At 64.9% G+C, this 23,790-nt stretch carries 17 protein-coding genes and 1 pseudogene; 15 read left to right on the top strand and 3 right to left on the bottom strand.

What is annotated here, in order from left to right:
* Window positions 1–4: 4 nt before the first annotated feature.
* The 9 genes and pseudogenes from FOM02_RS06290 to FOM02_RS06250 all read left to right on the top strand — a co-directional run bounded on the left by FOM02_RS06290 (window position 5) and on the right by FOM02_RS06250 (window position 14,570).
* Window positions 5–955, top strand: a complete 951-nt coding sequence (locus FOM02_RS06290) for an ABC transporter permease (RefSeq protein ID WP_027560746.1) — start codon at window positions 5–7, stop codon at window positions 953–955.
* Between the two features lie 4 nt (window positions 956–959).
* Entirely contained in the window at window positions 960–1,835 is an 876-nt protein-coding gene (locus FOM02_RS06285) for an ABC transporter permease (RefSeq protein WP_265441505.1), read from the top strand.
* A gap of 36 nt (window positions 1,836–1,871) precedes the next feature.
* A pseudogene (locus FOM02_RS06280) lies at window positions 1,872–3,117 on the top strand (NAD(P)/FAD-dependent oxidoreductase).
* Between the two features lie 8 nt (window positions 3,118–3,125).
* Entirely contained in the window at window positions 3,126–4,052 is a 927-nt protein-coding gene (locus FOM02_RS06275) for a 2-hydroxyacid dehydrogenase (RefSeq protein ID WP_027560743.1), read from the top strand.
* Between the two features lie 201 nt (window positions 4,053–4,253).
* Window positions 4,254–6,122 (top strand): ABC transporter ATP-binding protein, encoded by a 1,869-nt coding sequence (locus FOM02_RS06270; RefSeq protein WP_027560742.1) that lies wholly within the window; start codon window positions 4,254–4,256, stop codon window positions 6,120–6,122.
* 340 nt (window positions 6,123–6,462) lie between these two features.
* The gene (locus FOM02_RS06265) at window positions 6,463–6,978 is read left to right on the top strand and encodes a hypothetical protein (protein WP_027560741.1); all 516 of its coding nucleotides are present in this window, start codon (window positions 6,463–6,465) and stop codon (window positions 6,976–6,978) included.
* 300 nt (window positions 6,979–7,278) lie between these two features.
* Complete coding sequence (locus FOM02_RS06260; protein WP_027560740.1) at window positions 7,279–10,608, top strand: adenylate/guanylate cyclase domain-containing protein; 3,330 nt, start codon at window positions 7,279–7,281, stop codon at window positions 10,606–10,608.
* Window positions 10,609–10,911: 303 nt separating this feature from the next.
* Window positions 10,912–13,179 carry a TonB-dependent siderophore receptor gene (locus FOM02_RS06255; protein WP_159073937.1) on the top strand — a complete coding sequence of 756 codons (2,268 nt, stop codon included), beginning with the start codon at window positions 10,912–10,914 and terminating at the stop codon, window positions 13,177–13,179.
* 20 nt (window positions 13,180–13,199) lie between these two features.
* Window positions 13,200–14,570: a PepSY-associated TM helix domain-containing protein gene (locus FOM02_RS06250; protein ID WP_265441504.1), complete on the top strand. Its 1,371-nt coding sequence runs from the start codon at window positions 13,200–13,202 to the stop codon at window positions 14,568–14,570.
* On the opposite strand, the gene FOM02_RS06245 is transcribed toward FOM02_RS06250, so the two are convergent.
* Window positions 14,560–15,783, bottom strand: a complete 1,224-nt coding sequence (locus FOM02_RS06245) for a polyhydroxyalkanoate depolymerase (RefSeq protein WP_027560737.1) — start codon at window positions 15,781–15,783, stop codon at window positions 14,560–14,562. The genes FOM02_RS06250 and FOM02_RS06245 overlap by 11 nt on opposite strands.
* A gap of 168 nt (window positions 15,784–15,951) precedes the next feature.
* Here FOM02_RS06245 and FOM02_RS06240 point away from each other — a divergent pair, with 168 nt between their 5' ends.
* Window positions 15,952–16,608: a glutathione S-transferase family protein gene (locus tag FOM02_RS06240; protein WP_027560736.1), complete on the top strand. Its 657-nt coding sequence runs from the start codon at window positions 15,952–15,954 to the stop codon at window positions 16,606–16,608.
* 281 nt (window positions 16,609–16,889) lie between these two features.
* On the opposite strand, the gene FOM02_RS06235 is transcribed toward FOM02_RS06240, so the two are convergent.
* Window positions 16,890–17,114 carry a hypothetical protein gene (locus FOM02_RS06235; RefSeq protein WP_011089440.1) on the bottom strand — a complete coding sequence of 75 codons (225 nt, stop codon included), beginning with the start codon at window positions 17,112–17,114 and terminating at the stop codon, window positions 16,890–16,892.
* A 182-nt stretch (window positions 17,115–17,296) separates the two neighbouring features.
* On the opposite strand from FOM02_RS06235, the gene FOM02_RS06230 reads away from it, so the two are divergent.
* Window positions 17,297–17,653: a hypothetical protein gene (locus FOM02_RS06230; protein ID WP_027560735.1), complete on the top strand. Its 357-nt coding sequence runs from the start codon at window positions 17,297–17,299 to the stop codon at window positions 17,651–17,653.
* 9 nt (window positions 17,654–17,662) lie between these two features.
* Here FOM02_RS06230 and FOM02_RS06225 read toward each other — a convergent pair whose 3' ends face one another.
* Entirely contained in the window at window positions 17,663–18,766 is a 1,104-nt protein-coding gene (locus FOM02_RS06225) for a mandelate racemase/muconate lactonizing enzyme family protein (protein WP_027560734.1), read from the bottom strand.
* A gap of 169 nt (window positions 18,767–18,935) precedes the next feature.
* Between FOM02_RS06225 and FOM02_RS06220 the strand changes: the two genes are divergently transcribed.
* From FOM02_RS06220 to FOM02_RS06205, 4 genes are all read left to right on the top strand, one after another.
* On the top strand, window positions 18,936–19,769 hold the full coding sequence (locus FOM02_RS06220) for an AraC family transcriptional regulator (RefSeq protein WP_027560733.1): 834 nt from the start codon (window positions 18,936–18,938) through the stop codon (window positions 19,767–19,769).
* 136 nt (window positions 19,770–19,905) lie between these two features.
* Window positions 19,906–20,832, top strand: a complete 927-nt coding sequence (locus FOM02_RS06215; protein ID WP_027560732.1) for an SMP-30/gluconolactonase/LRE family protein — start codon at window positions 19,906–19,908, stop codon at window positions 20,830–20,832.
* Between the two features lie 118 nt (window positions 20,833–20,950).
* Window positions 20,951–21,544, top strand: coding sequence for a GNAT family N-acetyltransferase (locus FOM02_RS06210; RefSeq protein ID WP_265442163.1), 594 nt, complete (start codon window positions 20,951–20,953; stop codon window positions 21,542–21,544).
* 16 nt (window positions 21,545–21,560) lie between these two features.
* Window positions 21,561–23,207 carry a GMC family oxidoreductase gene (locus FOM02_RS06205; protein ID WP_027560730.1) on the top strand — a complete coding sequence of 549 codons (1,647 nt, stop codon included), beginning with the start codon at window positions 21,561–21,563 and terminating at the stop codon, window positions 23,205–23,207.
* Window positions 23,208–23,790: the final 583 nt, after the last annotated feature.

Below are 23,790 nucleotides of genomic sequence, written 5' to 3'. Positions count from 1 at the left end.
TGACATGGCCCGCTACGTCGTCAACCGCCTGGCGCAGGCGATCATGCTGCTGGTGATCGTCTCGGCAATCGGCTTCGCCCTCCTGCATCTGGCGCCCGGCGGTCCGCTCTCGCAGTTCGCCGTCTCCGGGCAGATGACGCAGGAGGATCTCGACCGCGTCACAAGGCAGCTCGGCCTCGATCGCCCGCTGCCGATCCAGTATCTCGACTGGTTTGGCCGCATGCTGAAAGGCGACTGGGGCAAGTCCTATCGCGACGGCGAGGCGGTGCTGTCGGTGATTTCCTCGCATCTCGGCGCGACGCTGGAGCTGATGGCGACGGCGACGATCATCGCGGTGCTGCTCGGCTGCTGGATCGGCATCCTTGGCGCGCTGCGCCGTTACTCGCTGTTCGATTCGCTTGCCACGGTTGGCGCCATGATCGCGCTGTCGATCCCGACCTTCTGGTTCGGCCTCGTCACCATCTACGTGTTCTCCGTCAAGCTAGGCTGGCTGCCGGCGGGTAACCGCCAGACCATCGGCGACGGCTCCTTCCTCGATCTCCTGCATCATCTGATCGCGCCGGCGATGGTGCTGGCGCTGGTCGAGACCGCGATGTGGGGCCGCTTCATGCGCTCCTCCATGCTCGAGGTGATCAACCAGGACTACATCCGCACCGCGCGCGCCAAGGGCATGCCGGAATGGCGCATCCTCATCGTGCACGCGCTTCGCAATGCGCTGTTGCCGATGATCACGGTGGCCGGCCTGCAGTTTCCGACGCTGCTCGGCGGCGCGCTGGTGGCGGAGACCGTGTTCACCTGGCCCGGCATGGGGCGTCTGTTCCTCGATTCCATCGGCTATCGCGACTATCCCGTCGTGATGGGCATCCTGATGTTCTCGGCGACGATGGTTCTGATCGGCTCGCTGCTCGCCGACATCCTCTACGCCGTCGTCGATCCGCGCATCCGGGTGGGCTGAAGCGATGGCGACCGCAACGCTCACCACCGTTCAGCTCGCGCCCGGCCAGGCCGCCTGGCGGCGTTTTCGGCGTCATCGGCTCGCGCTTGCGGGCGCTGTGATCATTCTCGTGCTCGTGCTCGGCTCCGCGATCGGGCCTTATCTGCTGCCGTTCGACGACACCTATATCGACATCATGAAGCGGTTCGCGCCGCCGCTGTCCGGCGCGCATATCCTCGGCACCGACGAGCTCGGCCGCGACGTGCTGGCGCGGCTGATGATGGGCGGGCGCATCTCGCTCTCGATCGGCATCGTCGCGATGGTGATCGCGATGGCGGTCGGAATCGTCGTCGGTGCCTTTGCCGGCTTCTATGGCGGCGCCCTCGGCGCGGTGCTGATGCGGCTCGTCGACGCCGTGCTGTGCTTTCCGACGATCTTCCTGCTGCTCGCGCTCGCAGCTCTCACAGAGCCGGGGCTCGTCACCACCACCGTGCTGATCGCGGCGACCGCCTGGATGGCGGTCGCGCGCGTCGTCGAGGCCCAGGTGCGCTCGCTGCGCGAGCGCGAGTTTGCCGTGGCCGCACTCGCCTTCGGCTCGTCGAACCTGCGCATCATGTTCCGCGAGCTCGTGCCCAACGCGATCACGCCGATCGTGGTGGCGGCGACGCTGAACGTCGCCAAGGCGATCCTGCTGGAATCCTATGTCAGCTATCTCGGCTACGGCATCCAGCCGCCGGCCGCGAGCTGGGGCAACATGCTCAACAACGCGCAGATCTATCTGACCAGCGCGCCGTGGCTTGCGATAGCGCCGGGCGTCGCCATTACGCTGGCGGTGACCAGCTTCAACTTCCTCGGCGACGGGCTGCGCGACGCGCTCGACCCGCGTCTCAACATCCCATGACAAGATCTCGATCGAACTGACCTCCAGGAGTGCCCCATGTCCCCGCCGCTCAACCGTATCAACAGCGATGAACGCCTGCCGGCGCAGGCGGATGTCGTCGTCATCGGCGGCGGCGTCATCGGCGTCTCCGCGGCCTATCATCTTGCCAAGAAGGGCCTTTCGGTCGCTCTGGTCGAGAAGGGCCATGTCGGCGGCGAGCAGTCGAGCCGCAATTGGGGCTGGTGCCGCCAGCAGGGCCGCGCGCGCGAGGAGATCCCGCTGGCGCGTGAGGCGCTGCGGCTGTGGGAGGACATGCAGAACGACGCCGGCGTCGATGCCGGCTTCCGCCGCACCGGCGTCTTGTTCCTGACCAAGAGCAAGGACGAGCTCGCCGGCTGGGAGCGCTGGGCCGCGATCGCGCGCGAGCAGCAGGTGCACTCGACCGTGCTGACGCCGGCAGAGGTCGCCGAGCGCATGCCCAGCAATGCGGCGAAAGCACGGCGTCACCACCCATCAGGGCTGCGCCGCGCGCGGACTGGAGACGACAGGCGGGAAGGTCAGCGCCGTTGTCACTGAGAAGGGCACCATCCGCACGCAAGCCGTGCTGCTGTCGGGCGGCGCATGGTCGTCGCTGTTCTGCCGCCGCCACGGCATCGAGCTGCCGATCGGCCTCGTCAACGCCACCGCATGCCGGACCACGCCGGGACCGGAGATCACTTCGGGCGCGCTCGGCACGGATCTCTACTGCATCCGCCGCCGCCTCGACGGCGGCTTTACGCTGGCGCTGCGCAACCGCGGCACGGTCGAGCTGTCGCCCGACCTGTTCCGCTACGCCTGGACCTTCTGGCCGACCTATCAGCATCGCAAGAACGGGCTCAAGCTGTCGTTCGGCAAGCCGTTCTTCGACCAGATCATGCGCGGCACCGGCTGGAGTTTCGACAAGCCCTCGCCGTTCGAGGCCGAGCGCGTGCGCGATCCCGCGCCCGACATGTCGCTGGTCAACGCGGCACTGGCCTCGCTGATCAAGTCCAATCCGGAATTGAAGGAGATCAAGATCGCGGAAGCCTGGGGCGGCACGATCGACTGCACGCCCGACACCATTCCGGTGATCTCGCCGGTCGATGCGCTGCCGGGCTTCTTCCTTGCCACCGGCTTCTCCGGCCACGGTTTCGGCATTGGTCCCGCGGCGGGCAAGCTCGCCGCCGACATCGTCACCGGCTCGACGCCGCTGGTCGATCCCGCCGCCTACAGCCACAAGCGCATGATCGACGGCCGGCGCCTCGCGCCGGTCAGCCCGTTCTGAGGGGCGGCATGACGGTCCTCTACAAGGCCAATCTGGTTCGCGGGGCCGAGTGGGCACGCTTCTTCGCGGAGCGCGCGCCTGATGTGCCGTTCCGGCTCTGGCCCGACATCGGTGATCCCAAGGCGGTACGCTACCTAGTCGCCTGGCAGCCGCCGGACAATATCGCGGCGACGTTCCCAAATCTCGAACTGGTGTTCTCGGTCGGCGCCGGCGTCGATCAGTTCGACATCACAAAACTTCCGCCGCATGTTCCGCTGGTCCGCATGATGGAGCCCGGCATTACCGATCGCATGGTCGAATATGCCTGCATGTCCGTGCTGGCGCTGCATCGCGATCTCGTGCAGTTCATCTCCCAGCAGCGCGAGCAGGTCTGGCGTGAGCTCCCCGCGACCTACGCCGGTGAGCGGCGTGTCGGCGTGATGGGACTTGGCCTGCTCGGCCAGGCTGTGCTCGAACGACTCAAATCATTTGGTTTCTCGCTGCTCGGCTGGAACCGTTCGCCGCGCGAAATCGACGGCGTCACCTGTTATGCGGGCGCGGAGGCCTTGCCGGATTTCCTGGGGCAGTCCGACATTCTCGTCTGCCTGCTGCCGCTGACCTCGGAGACACGCGGCATCCTCAACGCGAATCTGTTCGCGCATCTGCCGCGCGGCGCGCGGCTGCTCAATGTCGGGCGAGGCGGGCATCTGGTTGAGGCCGATCTCATCGTGGCGCTCGACAGTGGGATGCTGTCTGCCGCCGTGCTCGACGTCGCCGAGCCCGAGCCGCTGCCGGCGGGCCATCCGTTCTGGAGCCATCCGCGCATTCTGCTGACGCCGCACATTGCCAGTACGACGAAGCCGGAGACGGCGGTCGACTACGTGCTCGACACCATCGCGCGCCACCGCCGGGGCGAGGCCTTGCCGGGGCGTATCGACCGTGATCGCGGTTACTGAAGGCGCGATGGTGATGATGACATCGGTGCAGCCACGGGCTCCTCTCACCTCTCCCGCTTGCGGGAGAGGTCGGCGCGTAGCGCCGGGTGAGGGCTTTCTCCTCTTGGGGGTTCTTGATTGTGGAGGCACCCTCTCCCCAACCCTCCCCCGCAAGCGGGGGAGGGGGCGGACCTTCTTCGCGGCAAGCGCTGGGGGCATTGCATGAGCACCGGTGCAACGAGACCAGATCAAGTTGCCGCCGAAGCGCACACGCCGGTACTGTCGGTCGCCGGCCTCACCACGTCCTTCATGCGCGAACGTGAATGGATCCCCGTCGTCCGCAACATCTCCTTCGACATCGCGCCGCGCGAGACCGTGGCCATCGTCGGTGAGTCCGGCTCGGGCAAGAGCGTCACCGCGCTCTCGATCATGCGGCTCGTGCCGAAAGAGAGTGGCCGGATCGAGGGCCGCGTTACGCTCGCCGGCCGCGATCTGCTGACGATGCCCGAAGCTGATATGAAGGACATCCGCGGCAACGACGTCGCCATGATCTTCCAGGAGCCGATGACGAGCCTCAATCCGGTGCTCACCATCGGCTTCCAGATCGCGGAAGCGCTGATCCAGCATCGCGGCCTGTCACGTGCGGCGGCGGAGGCCGAGACTGTTCGCTTGCTCGATCGCGTCCGCATTCCCGCGGCGAAATCGCGCTTCCATGAGCATCCCCATCGCTTCTCCGGCGGCATGCGCCAGCGCGTGATGATCGCGATGGCGCTGGCCTGCAAGCCGAAGCTTCTGATCGCGGATGAGCCGACCACGGCGCTCGACGTCACCATCCAGGCGCAGATCCTGGAGCTCTTGAAGGAGCTCCAGCAGGAGGAGGGGATGTCGATCCTGTTCATCACCCACGACATGGGCGTGGTCGCCGAGATCGCGGACCGTACCGTGGTGATGTATGGCGGGCAGGCCGTTGAGACCAACGCCACCTCGCGCATCTTCGCAGCACCCGCGCATCCCTACACGCGCGCGCTGCTCGCCGCTGTGCCGCGCCTCGGTTCGATGGACGGGCGCGCGCGGCCGATGCGCTTTCCGATCGTCGACAAGGTGACGGGCACCTCGGACGAGCCGGCCGAGACGCCCGATACGGTCTCGACGGCCGCGCGTCCGCTGCTCGAAGTCTCCGGCCTCACCACGCGCTTTCCGATCCGCTCGGGCCTGTTCGGCAAGGTTTCGGGCCGCGTCCACGCGGTGGAGAATGTCTCCTTCACCTTGCGCGCCGGCGAGACGCTGGCGCTGGTCGGCGAGTCCGGTTGCGGCAAGTCCACCACGGGCCGTTCCATCCTCAAACTGACGGAGCCGGACGCCGGCACCGTCCTGATCGACGGGCAGGACGTGCTCGCCATGAAGGGCCGCACCTTGCGCGACTTCCGCAAGCACATGCAGATCGTGTTCCAGGATCCGTTCGCGAGCCTCAATCCGCGCATGTCGGTGGGCACGGCGACCGCAGCGCCCTTGCTCGCCAACGGGCTCGCCACGGCGGCGCAGGCCCGCGACAAGGTCGCCGACCTGCTGGTGCGGGTCGGTCTCACCGCCGACATGGCTGCGCGCTTCCCGCACGAATTCTCCGGCGGCCAGCGCCAGCGCATCTGCATCGCGCGCGCGCTCGCGCTCGGGCCAAAGCTGATCGTCGCGGACGAGGCGGTCTCCGCGCTCGACGTCTCGGTCAAGGCGCAGGTCGTCAATCTGATGCTCGACCTTCAGGCCAGCATGGGCCTCGCGTACCTGTTCATTTCCCACGACATCGCGGTGGTCGAGCGCATGAGCCATCGCGTCGCGGTGATGTATCTCGGCGAGATCGTCGAGATCGGCCCGCGCGCGGATGTGTTCGGCAATCCCCAGCATCCCTACACCAAGAAGCTGATGGCCGCCGTGCCGGTGCCCGACCCATCGCGCCGCGGCACGAAGCGCGAGGCGTCGAACGACGAGATCAGAAGCCCGGTGCGCGCACCGGATTACCAGCCGCCGGTGCGGCAATATCGCGAGGTCTCACCGGGGCACGTCGTGCAGGTCTGGGGCGAGGAGCGGTCGGCCTGAGGAGTGTGGTTCACACGTCCTCCGGAAATTGTGACCGGATGGAGCGAGGGCGAACAGCGGTCTGTGAACCGCTTCATAGTCCATCCCTCTCGTTTTGAACTATCACTCTCGCAAGAAATTGCCGCACCCGGACCTGTTCGACAACACGGGTGAGTTGCAATACCTGCGCAGCCGCGTGCTCCGCAGCTGTGGATTGGCTCCTCGCCTTCGCGAGTAAGCCAGCCCCATCACTCAGCACAGAACTTTCAGATATTGGGATCAAGGGCATCGAGAAACGCGTCCCGGCAGATTCGATCTGGGGTCGGCCAGTAGGCTGCCAAGTACTCAGAAGGAATCCCCCATGAAGATAAGCAGCGCAATTTTCAGCTCATTTTCCCTCACGCGGTACGTCGGCAGCCTGGGGATTGCCCGTTCCAGTCTGATCAAGTCGGCACACACCCTTGAAAGGATTGGCCTGGCAGCCGTCGGAGCCTCTTGCGGCCTCTATGTGGGTGCGACCCTGTTGCGTCAGAAAGGCGGACTGTTTGAAAGCGGCTGGATCGTGCTGATCACAATGCTCTATGGAGCGCTCAGCTATTATGTCGGAATTGACTTGTCCGGCAACGTCGCAAAGCGGCCGAAATCGAGCATCTCGGAAGAATGGAACGGCTCGGAGTCGGCTGAAATCATGAGTGCGGCCGGAACGTTCGGCGCGGCGATCGCCGCAACTCTGTCCGTCAGCATTCTTGTCCTTGACCAAAGCCTATCAAACGGCCTGATAAGCTTTGTTGCGGGCTTCTGGGCGGTCGGTTCTTCGCTTCAGGTCGCGGCGGGCACGATGGCGCGCAACCAGGAAGCGCCGATGAACGAGCAATGAAGGAATTGCGCTCACGGAAATACCTCCCGCTGGGCATCCCATGCGAGCGCAAGCCGCAGTGCTGGTCGAAGTGAGTCGTGACGACATATCGCAACCCTGCCGTCCACGCTGCGCACCAGCGATGTTTGGTCGCGCAGCCGTTCGCATCGAGCCGTGTCCCGATCGAAGCGTCATCGGTACCGAGTAACCTAATTTTCGCAAAACAAGACAAGGCGTGCCATCATAGTGCCGTTGGCATATTGTCTCGGCGCGGCCGTGGTCCAAGAGTCTGCTAATCGCCAGCCATGAGATGGGTGAGCCATGCAGATTGCGGAGTGGCTCGAGAAGCTAGGGCTTGGGCAATACGCGGAGCGCTTTGCCCAGAATGGGATCGACGTAAGCGTCCTTCCCGAGCTGATGGATGAGGACTTTGACAAGCTCGGAGTCCTGCTCGGTCATCGCCGCAAGATGTTGCGTGCCATTGCCGACCTCGATCCGGCCACATTGATCGCATCGCCGGCTCCCCCTCATGACGCCGAGCGGCGCCACCTCACCGTCATGTTTTGCGATCTGGTCGGCTCGACCGCGCTCTCGGCACGTCTCGATCCCGAGGATATGTGGGAAGTGATCCGGGTCTACCGCGCCGCATGTGCGCGCGTCATTGCCGCCTATGACGGCAGCATAGCCAGGTTCGTCGGCGACGGAATACTCGTCTATTTCGGCTATCCGCGCGCTCACGAAGATGATGCGGAGCGCGCAGTACGCGCGGGCCTCGATATCATCTGCGCCATTCGCCAGCTCAAGACAGGCGCCGGCGAGCGGGTCGAGCTGCGGATCGCAGTTGCGACCGGGCTTGTGGTGGTCGGCGACCTCATCAGTGGAGATGCGTCAGAGGAGCACGCGACCATCGGCGATACGCCAAACCTCGCTGCCCGGCTTCAGAGCCTGGCCGAACCGGGAGTGGTCGTCGTCGCGTCATCGACGCGCCGGCTGCTGGGAGATCTCTTCACTTTTCGCAATCTCGGCCGGCGCGAAGTCAGGGGGATCGACGAACCCATCGCGGTGTGGGCGGTGGAAGGAGCGATCGCATCCGAGAGCCGCTTCGAGGCGGTCCGCGCCGCGCGCTCGATCGGCTTTGTCGGCCGCAAGGATGAGATCGAATTCATTCTCTCGCGCCAGCGCGAGGCATGGCAGGGTCAGGGCCAGATCGTCTTGATTTCCGGCGAAGCGGGCATCGGAAAGTCGCGCATCGTCGCAACGCTGTCCGAAAGTCCCTCGCTAGGGGCGCACCGTCGGGTGCGATATCAGTGTTCGCCCTACCACACCAACAGTGCGCTTCATCCCTTTGTCGCGCAGCTCGAGCGCGCCGCCGGAATCCGCTCGCACGACACGCCAGAACAAAAGCTCGACAAGCTCGAGGCAATGCTGGCGCTAGGAACCCAGCAGGTCGCCCGGGCAACACCGCTCATTGCGGCTCTGCTTTCGATTCCAACCGCTAACCATTGCCCGCCTCTTGGCTTGAGCCCGGCGCAGCAGCGGCGACAGACTTTTGCCGTCCTGCTCGATCAGCTCGAGGGGCTGGCGCGAGATCAGCCTCTGCTGATCGTCTGCGAGGATTTGCATTGGGCCGATGCTACCACGCTCGAGCTGTTCGATCTCGCGGTCGATCGGATCAGGGCATTGCCGATCCTCGTGCTCATGACATCCCGCCCGGAGTTCGAACCGTCCTGGTCGGGCCTTGCCAATGTCGGCCTGGTGCGGCTCGACCGGCTCGATCGGCAGGACACGCGCGCGCTGGTCGAGCAGGTGGTTGTCGGTCGCCAGCTGCCACGCGAGATGATGAAGCAGATCATCGACAAGACGGATGGCGTTCCGCTATTCGTCGAGGAGTTGACCAAGATGGTGCTGGAGTCCGGCCTGCTCGTCGAAGATGCCGGGCGCTATCGCCTGAATAGTCCGCTCCCGCCGCTTGCCATTCCCGCCACGCTGCAGGATTCGCTGATGGCGCGGCTCGACCGGCTCGCTCCGGTCAAGGAGGTGGCGCAGATCGGCGCTGCCATCGGCCGCGACTTCTCGTACGCGCTGCTGAAGTACGTGGCGGGACGCGATGATCTGACGCTGAGCGCTGCGCTGGGACAGCTTGAAGAGGCCGAACTGCTGCTTCGCCGTGGGGCTCCGCCCGAAGCAAGCTATAGTTTCAAGCACGCTCTTGTTCAGGAAGCGGCCTACGAGAGTCTGCTCAAGAGCAAACGGCAGCTGCTTCACACGAGAATTGGCGAGGTCCTGCGTGAGAAGTTTCCGGTCGTCGCCGAGACCGAGCCGGAAGTGCTGGCGCATCACTTCACGGAAGCGGGACTGAGCGAGGTCGCCCTCGAATGGTGGCGCAAGGCGGGCCAGCAGGCGCTGAAACGCTCTGCCTATTCCGAAGCGGTCGCGCATCTCGGCAAGGCCGTTGCGACCGTTGACGACCTGCCTGACGAGCCCTGCCTGATGATGAGCAGGCTGCATCTTCAAATCTCATATGGCCGTGCATTGAGGGGCAGCCTCGGGCACAGCGCCCCAGAAACGATCGCGGCCTGGACGCGTGCGCGCCAGTTCGCAGCCGGCATCGATGATCCCGTCGAACTTGCGCCCGTTCATTCGGGACTGTTCAATGCCTGCCTGACACACGGCGAACTCGCTCCGATGCGGGAGCTGGCGGATGCCATCAGGAGCGCCGCCGACCGGCGACCGGACTCGCCGGTGGCCGCCATCGTTGCCCATTGGACAGGCGGCGTCACCTGCTGGTTCGCGGGCGATTACGTGAACGCGAGAACGCATCTCGAGCAGGCGCTGGCCATCTACGATGCCGAGCCGGATCCCGCGACATTCCGGGCTTCGGCACTGGATCTGCCGTTCGTGATCATGAGATTCCTTGCCCTGGTGCTCTGGCCGCTCGGTATCACCGCTCGCGCGCGCAAGCTCGCCGCCGAAGCGGTGGTTGCTTCCGGAGAAAAACGGGCGCTTTCCCGGGCCAATGCGCTGGTTCATCGCGCCGTGTTCGACGGCGTATGCGGGGGCATGTTGCAGCAAACGGAGACGATCCTGGCGCTCGGCCTCGCCCGCGACCACACGATGCCGCTGTATGTGGCCGCGGGCACCTACCTGAATGGCCTCGCCAAGTGGCGTGCCGGCGACCGCATGGCTGGTCTTGCGGACATGCGTCACGGCTGGACCTTGCTGCACGAGAACGATTGCTACCTTTGCGAGCCGTTTTGGGGGATGCATGTCGCCGCCGCGAATGCAGAGCTGGGCGAGGTCGAAACCGGGCTGGAAATCCTGAACGAGCTGATCGCCCGGACCGCACAGTCCGGCCAGCATTGGCTTGATGCCGAGCTGTATCGCGTCCGCGGAAAGCTTTTGTCGCGCCACGATTGTTCAGACGAATTCAGTGCCGAAGACGACCTCAAGCGAGCGCTGGACATCGCGCGACACCAGCAGACCAAGACGTTCGAGCTGCGCAGCGCGCTTGGACTTGCCCGCCTGCACAAGACAAATGGCCGGGCAGGTGCGGTATCCGAAGTGCTCGCGCCCGTGCTCGCTGATTTCGAGGCGGAGCGTACTCTTCCTGAATTGGTGGAAGCGAGAGAGCTGCTCACGCAAGAGCACTAGGCGCGTGCCGTTTCGCCCAGCCGGGTTAGGATCAACCAGAGCCGTCTCGATATGTCCCTCGGGCGGCGTATTCCGCGTAGCACGCCTCGCCGGGAGTTCGCGATCGATCGTGTTCGCGACAGATGTTTCCGCTCAGAAATATTCGACGCGTTCTAAGATAGATTCTAGCAAGCCATTCCGCCCGCGTTCTTCCCACTGCGAAGCCATCAGTTTACCGCTGTTGCGGAAGTGGAATGGGGCGTGCTGGTGGGAATTTCGGGCGGTGGAGCGAAGGCTCCGTTTGTTGCTTTGCTAGGGGTGGCGTTGGCGGGGTATGCGACCGCGGGTGTCGCGCAAACACCGGCGACGAGAGAGGGATCCGCGGCGACGCTGCCTCCCGTTACGGTCGATGCACCGAAGCCGCGTGCGCCATCACGCGGCCAGGCGACCCGGACGTCGCGCGGTGCGCGCGCCGCCCGACCAAGGGTTGCACCGGGCCAGGGTACCGAAGCGGCACGCGTCGAGACGGCGGCAAGCCGGGGCACGTTCCGGCAGGGGAATGGCCCGATCGAGGGATATGTCGCGCATCGAACATTGGCCGGTACCAAGACCAACACGCCGATCCTCGAAGTGCCGCAGTCGGTCTCGGTGATCGGCAGCGATCAGATCCGCGACCAGGGTGCCCGGTCCGTGGTGCAGGCCGTGGGCTACACGCCGGGTATTGTCACGAACAGCCCGAACGACACGCGCTTTGAATCGCTCCGCATCCGCGGCTTTCAGCCGGTGCTCTATCTCGACGGCATGCAGCTCCCCTACGGCGCCAGCCAGTTCGGCCAGCCGAAGCTCGATCTTGCTTTGCTCGAACGGGTGGAAGTGTTGAAAGGACCGTCATCGTCACTTTACGGACAGGTCGCGCCGGGCGGGATGGTCAACCTCGTCAGCCGTCTGCCGACGGCGACGCCGGTCAACTCGGTCGAGGTTCTCGGCGATAGCTGGGGCAGGGCCCAGACCAATTTCGACGTCGGCGGCGTCAGTCAGAAGGGCGATTTGTACTGGCGCATCGCCGGCACGCTGCATGGCGGCGGCACGCAGGTCGATTTCGTCAACGATTTCCGCGGCGCCATCGCGCCGTCCTTCACTTGGAGGCCCGATCTCGACACGACCTTCACGTTCCTGAGTGGCTACCAGCGCGACATCACCGGCCTGGCGCTGCAGTTCTATCCGGCCGTCGGCACGCTGCTGCCGAGCCCTAACGGACGCATTCCGATGACGAAGTTCCTCGGCGAGCCCGGCTTCGATCATTTCGACCGCCAGCAGGCATGGGTCGGCTACCAGTTCGAGCATTCTTTCAACGAGATCTGGACGGTGCGGCAGAACGTCCGTTACTTCAACCTCCAGACCAACACCTATGCGGTCGCTGGCGGCGGCGCGGCAGGCTTGAACCCCTATCCCAATTCCGCCACGGGCGATTTCGCCACCCTCGCGCGCGCTGCTTTCAAGTTTCCTGAAAACGCCGACGCGTTCACCATGGACAATCAGGCAGAGGCCCGCTTTTCGACCGGCGCGCTTGCCCATACGGTGCTGACGGGGCTCGACTACCGTCACATCACCAGCGAGCTGAATATGGGCATCGGCGCGGCACCGTCGATCAATCTCAACAACACGGTCTATGGTGCGTCGATCGCGATGCCGGCGACCGGCACCAACACGGGCCAGCGCCAGGACCAGACCGGACTATATGCGCAGGACCAGATTGCGCTCGGCGGATGGCGGCTGACGCTGAGCGGCCGCAGTGACTGGGTCTCCACCGACACGTTGAATTTCATTGCAAAGACGAAGCAGGGCCAGGACGACCAGGCATTCACAGGGCGCGCCGGGCTGAACTACGTGTTCGACTCCGGTGTGGCGCCGTACATTGCCTACGCCACCTCGTTCCAGCCGACCCTGGGGACGACCGCCAGCGGTGCGGCATTGGTCCCGACCACGGCCAAGCAAGCCGAGATCGGTGTCAAGTATCAGCCGGTCGGGACCAACCTGCTCCTGACCGCAGCGCTGTTCGACATGACGCAGGAGAATGTCGTCACGCCGGATCTGAACGTGTCGGGCAAGAGCGTGCAGACCGGCGAGGCGCGGTCCCGGGGTGGCGAATTCGAGGCGACGGCCAGCCTGACCGAGGGACTGAAGCTGAAGGCATCCTATGCCTACACCGACACACTGACGACCAGGACCAACACGCCGAGCCAGCTCAACAAGCACCTCACGATCCAGCCGATGAACCAGGCGGCGCTGTGGGTGGACTACACGTTCCAGCAAGGCCAGCTCAACGGCTTCGGCTTCGGCGGCGGCGTGCGCTATATCGGCGATTCCTATGGCGATCTCGCCAACACGATCTCGATCCCGAGCTACACGCTGTTCGACGCTGCGATCCACTACGACCTGTCGAATCTCGATCGCAGGCTGCGCGGCGTGCAGCTTGCGCTCAATGCCACCAACCTGTTCGACAAATACTACGTCGCCTCGTGCACGACGCTGAGCTCCTGCTTCATCGGAGCCGGGCGCACCGTGATTGGCAGCGTCCGCTATAGCTGGTGACGAAGGAGAGCCGTTTCGTCATGACGCCCCGTTCGATCCGCATCTGGAAGGAAACGCACAAGTGGACGAGCCTCGTCTGCACGCTGTTCCTGTTCATGCTGTGCCTGACGGGGCTGCCGCTGATCTTCCACGACGAGATCGACGCGGCGCTGGGGGCGACTGTCGAAGCGGACGCGGTGGCCGCGGGCACGCCGATGCTCAGCTTCGACCGCGTCCTCGAGATTGCCCGGGCGGCACAGCCGAACGAGGTGATCACGATCGTGGGCGCGGACGATGAGGACCCGATCTGGCACGTCTACATGGCATCGACGATCACTTCGCCGAAGACGGATGTTATCGTCAGCGTCGATGCTCACACCGGGCGCGTGCTCCATGTCGGCGCGACCGTCCGCGGAGCCGTCACCAAGTTTCTGCTCGATCTTCACACCGACCTGTTTCTGGAACAGCCGGGCATGCTGTTCCTGGGTGCGATGGGGCTGCTGTTTCTGACGGCGACGGTTTCCGGCGTCGTCGTCTACGGTCCGTTCATGCGCCGCCTGGATTTCGGCACCATGAGGTCGCGACGCAGGTTGTATTGGCTCGATGTGCATAATCTGTTCGGCATCGTCATTTTGGCCTGGACGCTCGTCGTCGGCGTGACCGGCGTCATCAACACACTGTCCCAGCAGATTGCGCAGCATTGGCAGCGAACCGAGCTCGTGGCGATGCTCGGCCCGTGGCGAAACGCGCCGGTGCCGCCGAAGCTTGCGTCCGCGCAGGCCGCGATCGATACCGCGCTCGCGAACGCTCCAGGCATGAAGGTGCAGTCCGTCGCAATGCCGGGATCGCCATTTGCCGGCGGTCATCATTACGGCGTCTATCTGCGCGGCAACGAGCCGCTCACCTCACGCCTGCTCAAGCCGGTGTTGATCAATGCCGATGACGGCTCCTTTGGCGAAACGCGGGATATGCCGCTTTACGTCAAGGCGCTGTTCGTGTCGCGTCCGCTGCATTTCGGCGACTATGGCGGCATGCCGCTGAAGATCATCTGGGCTCTGCTCGATCTCGTCACCCTCGTGGTGCTCGGCAGCGGCCTCTATCTCTGGGCGGCGCGGCTGCGCAAGGTGCCGGCGCGACAGGCTGCGGCGGCGCGCGGCAATTGGCAGTGGGTGCGGAGGCGTCGCGATGACGGGCACGAGGCGCCCTTTGGTCCGGATATTCCTGGCGCCCGTCGTGATCGCCTGCGTCGTCGCTTTTGGCCTGATCTCGGCGCTGCTTGGCGACGGGATCTGGGATCAGGCGTCCTGGCTTGCGCTCGCCGTGCCGCTTGCGATCATCGTCTTCTACATGGGCAAGCGCGCCGCTGGCCGCGGGGCGTGACAGGACGGTGGGAGGACCTGCTCACGAATTGACGTGCACGAAGTCCCGCAGCAGCGGATAGATCTCGTTGTTCCAGCGCTTGCCGGAGAATACGCCGTAATGGCCGACTCCGGCCTGCATGTGGTGGACGCGGCGATAGGCGCGCACGCCGGTGCAGAGGTCTTGCGCGGCCAGCGTCTGGCCGATCGAGCAGATGTCGTCCTTCTCGCCCTCGACCGTCATCAGACCCATGCGGCTGACGGCTTTCGTGTTCACTGGCCGTCCCCGATGCATCAGCTTGCCCTGCGGCAACAGGTGCTCCTGGAACACGTCGCGCACGGTCTCGATGTAGAACTCCGCGGGCAGGTCCATCACGGCAAAATACTCATCGTAGAAGGTCTTGATGCTCGCGGCCTTCTCCTTCTCGCCCTTGGCGATGTGGTTGGCGAGATCCATGTGCTGCTTGATGTGGCGCTCGAGATTCATCGAGACGAAGGCGGTGAGCTGCACGAAGCCGGGATAGACCTTGCGCAGCGCGCCGCGGCACTGCACCGGCACGTAATTGATCAGGTTCTGCTCGAACCAGTCGATCGGCCGGCTCTTGGCGAACTCGTTGACCCGGGTCGGCTGGATCCGCGTGTCGATCGGGCCCGCCATCAGCGTCAGCGTCGCCGGGCGCGAGGGATGGTTGTCCTCGCACATGATCGCGGCGGCCGCGAGCGCGGACACCGACGGCTGGCAGATCGCCACCATGTGCGGGCGCGGGCCGAGCTGTCCGAGGAAGTCGATGAGATGCTCGGTGTAGTCGTCGAGGCCGAAGCGCCCCTCCTTGCGCGGAATGTCGCGCGGGTTGTGCCAATCGGTGATGTAGACGTCGTGGTCCTGCAGCAGCGTCTTCACCGTGCCGCGCAGGAGCGTGGCGAAATGGCCGGACATCGGCGCCACCAGCAGCATGCGCGGCTGCTCGGGCGCGCCATCCTTCTTGAAATGCAGCAGCGACCCGAACGGCGTCGCATAGGCGATCTCCTCGGTGATGCCGATCTCGCGGTTGCCAACCATGACGCTGTCGATGCCGTAGGCCGGGCGGTCATAGGTGAGGGTGGCGCGCGAGATCAGCTCCAGCGCGGCCGACAGCCGGCCGACCACCTGATCCGACAGGCCCTGCGGTACCAAATGGAGGAATTTGAGTGCGGACGAGGCCCCCGCCCGCCACGGCGCCGTCAGGTCCATATGGTTCTGAAAGGCCTGATAATACATCGACATCATACTGAAAGTCCGGTTGCCCCGTGTTGCTATGCAATATCGACGCCAAGCCGGACGTGGCCGCCCGCAGAATTGGCACGTCGCTTGCTGCTCTTTTCGCGGGAAGCACAGGCAATGCGCACGCCCGCGCGGCTGCGCGATGCCGACGATCAGGCGTGAGGGAAGGGTTCTATGGCGAAGGCGACACTGACCATCAGCAGCAAGAACTATTCGTCCTGGTCGCTGCGTGGCTGGCTGCTGGCAAAATTTTCCGGCCTCGATTTCGAGGAGATCGTCACCGCGCCCGACGATCCCTCGGCGCGCGCGGAGATCCTGCTACTGTCGTCCTCGATCCTGGTGCCATGCCTGCGCCACGACGGCGCGACCGTCTGGGACACGCTGGCGATCGCCGAATACCTCAACGATGTGATGCCGTCAGCCGGCCTGCTGCCTGATGATCGCGTCCAGCGCGCGCATTGCCGCTCGATCTGCGGCGAAATCCATTCCGGCTTCACCACGCTGCGCGCCTCGCTGCCGGTCAATTTGAAAGGGCACTTCCCCGGCTTCAAGATCTGGTCGCGCGCGCAGGCCGACATCGACCGCGTCTGGTTCATCTGGCGCGACTGCCTGGAGAAATCCGGCGGGCCGTTCCTGTTCGGCGAGCGGCGCACCATGGCGGATGCGATGTACGCCCCCGTGGTGACGCGCTTCGTCACCTATGACGTCAAGCTCGAGCCGCGGCTGAAGGCCTATGCCGATACCATCATGGCCATGCCCGAGATGAAGGAATGGATCGCGGCGGCGCGGGAAGAGCCGGCCGAGATCGAGGAGCTCGAGGTCGAATATTAGGCAGGCCGGGCGGCGCCCTGCCTGTTTTGGGAGCGAGGTTTTAGGCGTCGCCCTCCAGCTGCCATGTCGTTGAAGCCGTTAACGTTTAGCGCTCGCCATTGGCTCGGCCGTGCCCACGTGCTGCGCAGATATTGTGTACCCGTTCGGGCTACTTGCGACATCTAGCCGTGAACAGCTGCGTACGGAGTGTTCCCGCTGATTCGGACGTGATTCGTTCGGGCCGCGTTCCGATGGTTAAGACGGAGCGCGGCCCCGTCGCGTTTTGAGACAGGCGCGGCCCGTCAGGCCACGCCGCTGTGCTTCACGCGTGGCAGGCGCCAGCCGATCACGGTGGCTTCCACCGCGATGCCGGCCTCGTGGTTCTGCCAGCGTCCCTCGACGTAGCGGCAGGCGAAAGGCAGTTGATACGTTCCGCTGTGGTCCTCGCACAAGACTTCGACCGGCAGGCCGGGTGGCGGTTCTCCGGCGCCGTCGAACTCCGCCAGACGTCTATCGCGCGTTGCCATTCGAAAAATCTCCCCTAAACAAAGCCGCGAAAGAGCGCCCACTTCTCCCGCGCGCGGATCATCGTTCCCCGTCAGAGGGAACAGCGCAAGCTCAACGCGAGAATGCGGTACGAGTGTGGTAGCCTCCGGCGGCTGCGCGCAAACAGCGCACATTGACGTGATCGATTAGATAGGAACCTTTCATGTTGCTTCGAAATGCCGGCGTTTGTTTCGCGATGTTGCTGCTCGCCGCGCTGGTTAACGCGCCGGCCTGCGCGCAGGACGTGCCCGGCATCGAGATCTGCACGGTCGAGAAGACCATGGAGCGGCGCACCAGCTGCCTGCAGAGCAATGTCGACTTTCTTCAGAAGACGATCACCAAGCTCAACCTCGATCATCAGCAGAAGCTCGATGCGGCAAATCGCCAGATCGACGCGTTGAAGACGAGCCTCGCCGGCTTGCAGAAGACGCTCGGCGATCTCCAGTCTGCGCAGACCAAGATCGCTGAGGACGTGAAGAAGAAGCAGGACGCGCCGCCGCCGAAGGATGCGGCGAAATAGCAGCAGTGATCACGCCACGCGATAGCGTTCCATCACCGCGCGATCGGGCTCGTACCCAAGTCCAGGGCCAGTCGGCACCGCGACATGACCGGTGGCATCGGCGTCGGCGCGGCCGCCCCAGAGGCAGGCTTCGCGCTTGAGATAGAACATCTCGACGAGCCCATCGTCGCGGGTCGCCAGCAGATGCAGCGTCGCCAGCAGGCCGGGACCAAAGTAGGGAGAGTGCGGGACGATCTTGACGCCGAACTGATCCGCGGCTGCGACGACCTTCAGGAATTCCGTGATGCCGCCGACCTTCGTCACCGACGGCTGCGCGTGGCTCACCGCGCCCGCGTCCATCATCTGGCGGAATTGATATTCGGTGCAGGCGTTCTCGCCGGCGGCGACGCCGAGCCCGCCCTGGCTGCGGACGTCGGCGAGCGTTGCGAAGTCTTCCGGCGGCCAGACCGGTTCCTCCAGGAACATCGGCTGCGCGTCCGCGCATGCCCTCGCGAACGCGATCGCCTGCTCGCCTGAGAGCGGACAGTTCATGTCGACCATCAGCGGAATCTTGGGGCCGATCGCCGCGCGCGCGGCAAACACCGCAGGCGTCGTGGTCTCGTGCAGCTTGATGGCGCCATAGCCGAGCGCGAGTGCCTTCCTGCATTCGCCGGCGATGTTCTCGGGCGAGCCGATCCGCAGCAGGCTCGCATAGGCGGGGATGGACGAACGCCTGGTCTCGCCGAGCAGCCGGTGCAGCGGCACGCCCTTGATCTTCGCAGCGAGGTCCCACAACGCGATGTCGAGCCCTGAGATCGCGAACATGGTGATGCCGTAGCGGCCGAACAGATGCAGATTGCGCTGGATCTGCTCCATCGCCGCCGGAATGCCGGCGGCATCGGGCACGTTCAGCCCGCGGGCTTGCGGTGCGATCATCTCCTCGACGGCGCTGCGTGTGGTGCGCGGACAGACATAGGCGAAGGCATCGCCCCAGCCGGTCAACCCGGAATCGGTCGTGACCTCGACCAGCACCATGTCGAGCGCGGAGATGGCGGACGCGCCCTGGCGAAAGCTCGCGACGCCGGCGTCATAGGGGATGCGGATATGGTGCGCCCGCACATCGGTGATTTCCATGACGCGGTTCCCCTTTCTGGTGAGCGGTTTCAAGGAGTGTAGCCGCGAACACGCGGGCGTTGCCAGTGGCTATTCCCGGACTATCCTCATGCGGGGACAGCAATGCCGATCAAGCGCGATGGGAGGCATTGGCGCATGATCGCCACGCTTCGAATGAGAGCCGTAACCCATGAACCCAGCCCAGCGCGCACTCTGGTACATCGAGAGCCATCTCGCCGAGCCGATGACGCTCGACGAGATCGCCGCGATCTCGGGCGTGTCGCGGTTCCACATCGTGCGCGCGTTTGCCGCAGCCACCGGCTTGCCGGTGATGCGTTACGTGCGCGCACGCCGGCTGAGTGAGGCGGCGCGCAGTCTTGCGAACGGCGCACCGGACATTCTCAGCCTCGCGCTGGAGGCGGATTACGGCTCGCACGAAGCATTCACCCGCGCGTTCCGCGACCAGTTCGGCGTCACGCCCGAAGCCGTCCGGGCCGCGACATGTGTCAGCCACCTCAAGCTACAGGAGCCGATCCTCATGGACTCCACCATGCTCGATAATCTCGCCCCGCCGCGTTTCGAAACCGCAAAGGCCTTCCTCGTTGCCGGTCCCGCCGAGCGCATCGCTTGCGACAACGGCGCCATGATCCCCGGTCTGTGGCAGCGCTTCCACCAGGAGGTCGCCGACATCCCCGCGCGGCTTGGCGATGTTGCTTACGGCGTCTGCAGCAACGGCGACGATGCCGGCAATTTCGACTATATCGCCGGCGTCGAGGTCGCCGATTTCTCCGACCTGCCGCGGCGCTTCGGTCGCATCCGCATCCCCGAGCAGCGCTATGCGGTGTTCACGCACACCGACCACGTCGCCTCGATCAGGCGCACGGTCAACACGATCTGGAATCAGTGGCTGCCGGCCTCTGGCTTCAAGGCGGCGGATGCGCCGAACTTCGAGCGCTATGACGAAAAATTCGACCCCGCAACCGGCAATGGCGGCTTCGAGATCTGGCTGCCAGTAAGAGAGTAACGCGCAACGCTGGCATACCATTCGGCTTGCTTGGCAAGGTGGACCTACTTTGCCATAACCTCAGGCAAACCTTGCATGAGGGGCCGTGGCCGGACATCCCGTGCAAGCCATAACAAGCAAGCCGGGAGGGTAGCCCATGTCTGACGTCCGCGTTCTCGCCACCGACCTCGAATTTCCCGAAGGGCCGGTCGTGATGCCGGACGGCTCGGTGGTGCTGGTGGAAATCCGCGGCCAGCGCCTGACCCGCGTCTACCCCGACGGCCGCAAGGAGATCGTCGCCAAGGTGCCGGGCGGCCCGAACGGCGCCGCGCTCGGTCCCGACGGCAAGATCTACATCTGCAACAATGGCGGCTTCTCCTGGATCCCGACCCGCAACATGATCATGCCGGGCCCGCAGCCCGACGATTATCTCGGCGGCTCGATCCAGCGCGTCGACCTGCAATCCGGCAAGGTCGAGACCGTCGTCACCAAATGCGGCGAGCACGATCTGCGCGGGCCGAACGACCTCGTCTTCGACAAGCAGGGCGGCCTGTGGTTCTCCGATCTCGGCAAGCGCCGTGCGCGCGAGATGGATGTCGGCGGCATGTATTACCTCAAGCCCGGCATGAAGGAGATTGTCGAGGTCGTGCACGGCGTGCTGCCGGCCAACGGCATCGGGCTGTCGCCGGACGAGAACACCGTCTACATCGCGGAGACGCCGACCGGCCGGCTCTGGGCCTATGAGCTGTCCGCGCCCGGCACGCTCAAGCCGCGGGACGTGATCTATCGCGGCGAGCGGGGCAAGCCGATCTGCGGCCTCGGCGGCTATCAGATGTTCGACTCGCTCGCGGTCGAGGCCAACGGCAACGTCTGCGTCGCCACCCTCGTCTCCGGCTGCATCTCGGTGATCGCACCCGATGGCACCCTGGTCGAGCAGGTCCCGACCGGCGATCGCGTCACCACCAACATCGCCTTCGGCGGCCCCGAGTTGAAGACCGCCTACATCACGCTGTCGGGCAAGGGCGAGCTGGTCGCCATGGACTGGCCGCGCGGCGGTTTGCCGTTGAACTTTTTGAATAAGTGACGATGACGTAGTACGCCAGCGTCATCCCGGGGCGGCTCGGAGAGCCGAACCCGGGATCTCGAGATCCGGGTCTGGTCCTTCGGACCATCCCGGAATGACAATCATGAGGACCAATAAAATGCCCTGGCCTGATCCCATCACCCTGCGCGGACAGCACGCTCGTCTGGAGCCGCTGTCGAAAGAGCACCGCGAGGGGCTGATGGAGGCCGTGAAGGACGGCGAGCTCTACACGATCTGGTACACCGCGATCCCGACGCCGGAGAACGTCGCCAAGGAGATCGACCGCCGCCTCGGCCTTCAGGCCGCGGGCTCGATGCTGCCCTTCACCGTGTTCGACGCCGCCGGCAAGATTGTCGGCCAGACCACCTACATGAACATCGATGCCGCCAACCGCCGCGTCGAGATCGGCTCGACCTGGTATGGCAAGAGCGCGCAGCGCGGCCCGCTCAACACGCAGTGCAAGCTGCTGCTGCTCACCCATGCCTTCGAGACGCTGAATTGCATCGCGGTCGAGTTCCGCACCCATTTCTTCAACCACCAGAGCCGCCGCGCCATCGAGCGCCTGGGCGCCAAGCAGGACGGCATCCTGCGCAGCCATCAGGTTGCGCCGAACGGCACGCTGCGCGACACCGTGGTCCACAGCATCACCGCCGCCGAATGGCCGACGGTGAAAACGCATCTGAACTATCAACTCAACGAAAAGCCGCGTTAGGGGCGGCCGAGGCACCATGGATAGATTTGACTATGTGATCATCGGCGCGGGCTCGGCCGGTTGCATCCTGGCCAGCCGGCTCAGCGAAGATCCCAACACCAGCATTTGCGTGCTCGAGGCAGGCCCTTCCGACTGGCATCCGTACATTCACTTGCCGGCGGGGTTCATCAAGACCTTCCACATGAAGAGCATCAACTGGGCCTACCAGCAGGAGCCCGGTCCTTACACCGGCGGGCGCAGCATCTATGCGCCGCGCGGCAAGACGCTCGGTGGCTCCTCCTCGATCAACGGCCACATCTACAATCGCGGCCAGCGCATGGACTTCGACACCTGGGCGCAGATGGGCAATCGCGGCTGGGGCTATGCCGATGTGCTGCCCTACTTCCGGCGATTGGAGAAGCGCGTGGGTGAGGGCGAGGACACCTATCGCGGCCGCGACGGCAACCTCATCGTCACCACGATGGACTGGCGCGATCCGCTCTGCGAGGCCTTCATGGAAGGCGCGGTGTCGCTCGGCATTCCCCGCAACCCCGATTACAACGGCAAGACCCAGGAAGGCGTCTCGTACTGCCAGCGCACCATCAACAACGGCCTGCGCGTCTCCGGCGCGACCGCGTTCCTCAAGCCCGCGATGAAGCGGCCCAACGTGCATGTGCACACGCATGCGCATGCCACCGAGATCATCTTCGAGGGCAAGCGCGCCGTCGGCGTCCGCTACACCAAGGGCGGCCGCGGCGGCACGCCGGTCGAAGTGCGCGCCAACAAGGAAGTGATCCTCTCCGGCGGCACCTATAATTCGCCGCAGCTGCTCCAGCTCTCCGGCGTCGGCTCGCCGGACCTGTTGCAGGCCCACGGCATCGCCGTTCGCCATGCTCTGCCGGTCGGCGAGGGCCTGCAGGACCACTATGCACCGCGCACGGTGGCGCGCGTCAAGGACATCAAGACCATCAACGAGCTTCGCCGCGGCTTCTCGCTGTGGATCGAGGCGCTGAAATGGGCGACCGCGCGGCGCGGCCTGCTGTCGCTGTCGCCGACCATGGTCTATTGCTTCTGGCATTCCGGCGAGAGCGCGGAGAGCTCCGACTTGCAACTCACCTTCACGCCGGCGTCCTACAAGGAGGGCGTGCAGGGCCAGCTCGAGGACGAGCCCGGCATGACGGTCGCCTCCTGGCAGCAGCGCCCGGAGAGCCGCGGCTATGTCCGCATTCGCTCCAACGATCCGTTCGCGCCGCCGATCATCCAGACCAACTATCTCGACGCCGAGCTCGACCGCCGCGTCATCGTCGGCGGCATGAAGCTCGCGCGGCGGCTTTTGAAGTCGGCACCGCTCTCGCCCTATTACGCCTACGAGGATTTCCCCGGCCCCAACGTCAACACCGACGACGAATTTTTGCACGCCGCCACCGAGCGTGGCACCACCACCTTCCACCCCGGCTGCACCTGCCGCATGGGTCCGGCCGACAGCACGTGGGCGGTCGTCGACGACCAGCTCCGCGTCCACGGCCTCGAAGGCCTCCGCGTCATCGACGCCTCCATCATGCCGCGCATGATCTCGGCTAACCTCAACGCCTCCACCATGATGATCGCCGACCGCGCCTCGGACCTGATCCGCGGCAAGGCGCCGATGGAAGCCGCACGCATCCCGGACGCAGCGGTGGCGTGACATCTTCGTAGGATGGGTAGAGCGAAGCGAAACCGATCATCGTGCGGCGCTCGCGGAAAGCACGATGGGTTTCGCTGCGCTCTACCCATCCTACGAGGCTGAGTTTGCCCGTCGGGCAAAACACCAGGCAATCTGTCAATCCCTCTCCGCAAAAATATTCCCACTTTACCGAAATTCGGAATTACGGCATAAGTCGAGGCAGCCCGGCCCGAGGGAGAGGGCGGTTCGCGAGTCGTTCGAAACGCGGGCCGGGTTGCGGTGGACGCGGCAGCGTCGTGTACGAGATGCGCGGGCAGGGCGGATTGCTCTCCGTGAGCCCGAGGCTTCGTGCGGACGAGCGGCGCTGCAAGCGTACGGCAAAACCGTGTGGTCCTGGCCGTCGTTGCTACGGTCAAGCTCTTACGGATGCGGCGGTCGCGTCAACCGGCGCGGTGCCGGCGACTTTCGCAAGAGTGAGGGAGGCCAGAAGGAATTCGGCTCCCGGGAGAGCGCGGCATAAGCCGTCCGACCACTGCGCAGGGGAGGCTGAGTGTTGGGCTTCACCTGTATGCTGTTGTGCGGTCTCTTTTGCGCTACATGCGCA

The organism is Bradyrhizobium sp. SEMIA, from assembly GCF_014844175.1.
Taxonomy (GTDB): Bacteria; Pseudomonadota; Alphaproteobacteria; order Rhizobiales; family Xanthobacteraceae; genus Bradyrhizobium; species Bradyrhizobium arachidis.
Note: the sequence above shows the minus strand (reverse complement) of the source record. Positions and strands in the feature narration are given on the sequence as shown.

Bases quoted from the DNA above. Each gene is read 5' to 3' on its own strand.
- FOM02_RS06290 (WP_027560746.1), top strand. From the start codon at position 5: ATGGCCCGCTACGTCGTCAACCGCCTGGCGCAGGCGATCATGCTGCTG.
- FOM02_RS06245 (WP_027560737.1), bottom strand. From the start codon at position 15,783: ATGATGTCGATGTATTATCAGGCCTTTCAGAACCATATGGACCTGACG.
- FOM02_RS06220 (WP_027560733.1), top strand. From the start codon at position 18,936: ATGAACCCAGCCCAGCGCGCACTCTGGTACATCGAGAGCCATCTCGCC.
- FOM02_RS06250 (WP_265441504.1), top strand. From the start codon at position 13,200: ATGACGCCCCGTTCGATCCGCATCTGGAAGGAAACGCACAAGTGGACG.
- FOM02_RS06285 (WP_265441505.1), top strand. From the start codon at position 960: ATGGCGACCGCAACGCTCACCACCGTTCAGCTCGCGCCCGGCCAGGCC.
- FOM02_RS06215 (WP_027560732.1), top strand. From the start codon at position 19,906: ATGTCTGACGTCCGCGTTCTCGCCACCGACCTCGAATTTCCCGAAGGG.
- FOM02_RS06235 (WP_011089440.1), bottom strand. From the start codon at position 17,114: ATGGCAACGCGCGATAGACGTCTGGCGGAGTTCGACGGCGCCGGAGAA.
- FOM02_RS06270 (WP_027560742.1), top strand. From the start codon at position 4,254: ATGAGCACCGGTGCAACGAGACCAGATCAAGTTGCCGCCGAAGCGCAC.
- FOM02_RS06210 (WP_265442163.1), top strand. From the start codon at position 20,951: ATGCCCTGGCCTGATCCCATCACCCTGCGCGGACAGCACGCTCGTCTG.
- FOM02_RS06275 (WP_027560743.1), top strand. From the start codon at position 3,126: ATGACGGTCCTCTACAAGGCCAATCTGGTTCGCGGGGCCGAGTGGGCA.
- FOM02_RS06260 (WP_027560740.1), top strand. From the start codon at position 7,279: ATGCAGATTGCGGAGTGGCTCGAGAAGCTAGGGCTTGGGCAATACGCG.
- FOM02_RS06240 (WP_027560736.1), top strand. From the start codon at position 15,952: ATGGCGAAGGCGACACTGACCATCAGCAGCAAGAACTATTCGTCCTGG.
- FOM02_RS06205 (WP_027560730.1), top strand. From the start codon at position 21,561: ATGGATAGATTTGACTATGTGATCATCGGCGCGGGCTCGGCCGGTTGC.
- FOM02_RS06265 (WP_027560741.1), top strand. From the start codon at position 6,463: ATGAAGATAAGCAGCGCAATTTTCAGCTCATTTTCCCTCACGCGGTAC.
- FOM02_RS06225 (WP_027560734.1), bottom strand. From the start codon at position 18,766: ATGGAAATCACCGATGTGCGGGCGCACCATATCCGCATCCCCTATGAC.
- FOM02_RS06230 (WP_027560735.1), top strand. From the start codon at position 17,297: ATGTTGCTTCGAAATGCCGGCGTTTGTTTCGCGATGTTGCTGCTCGCC.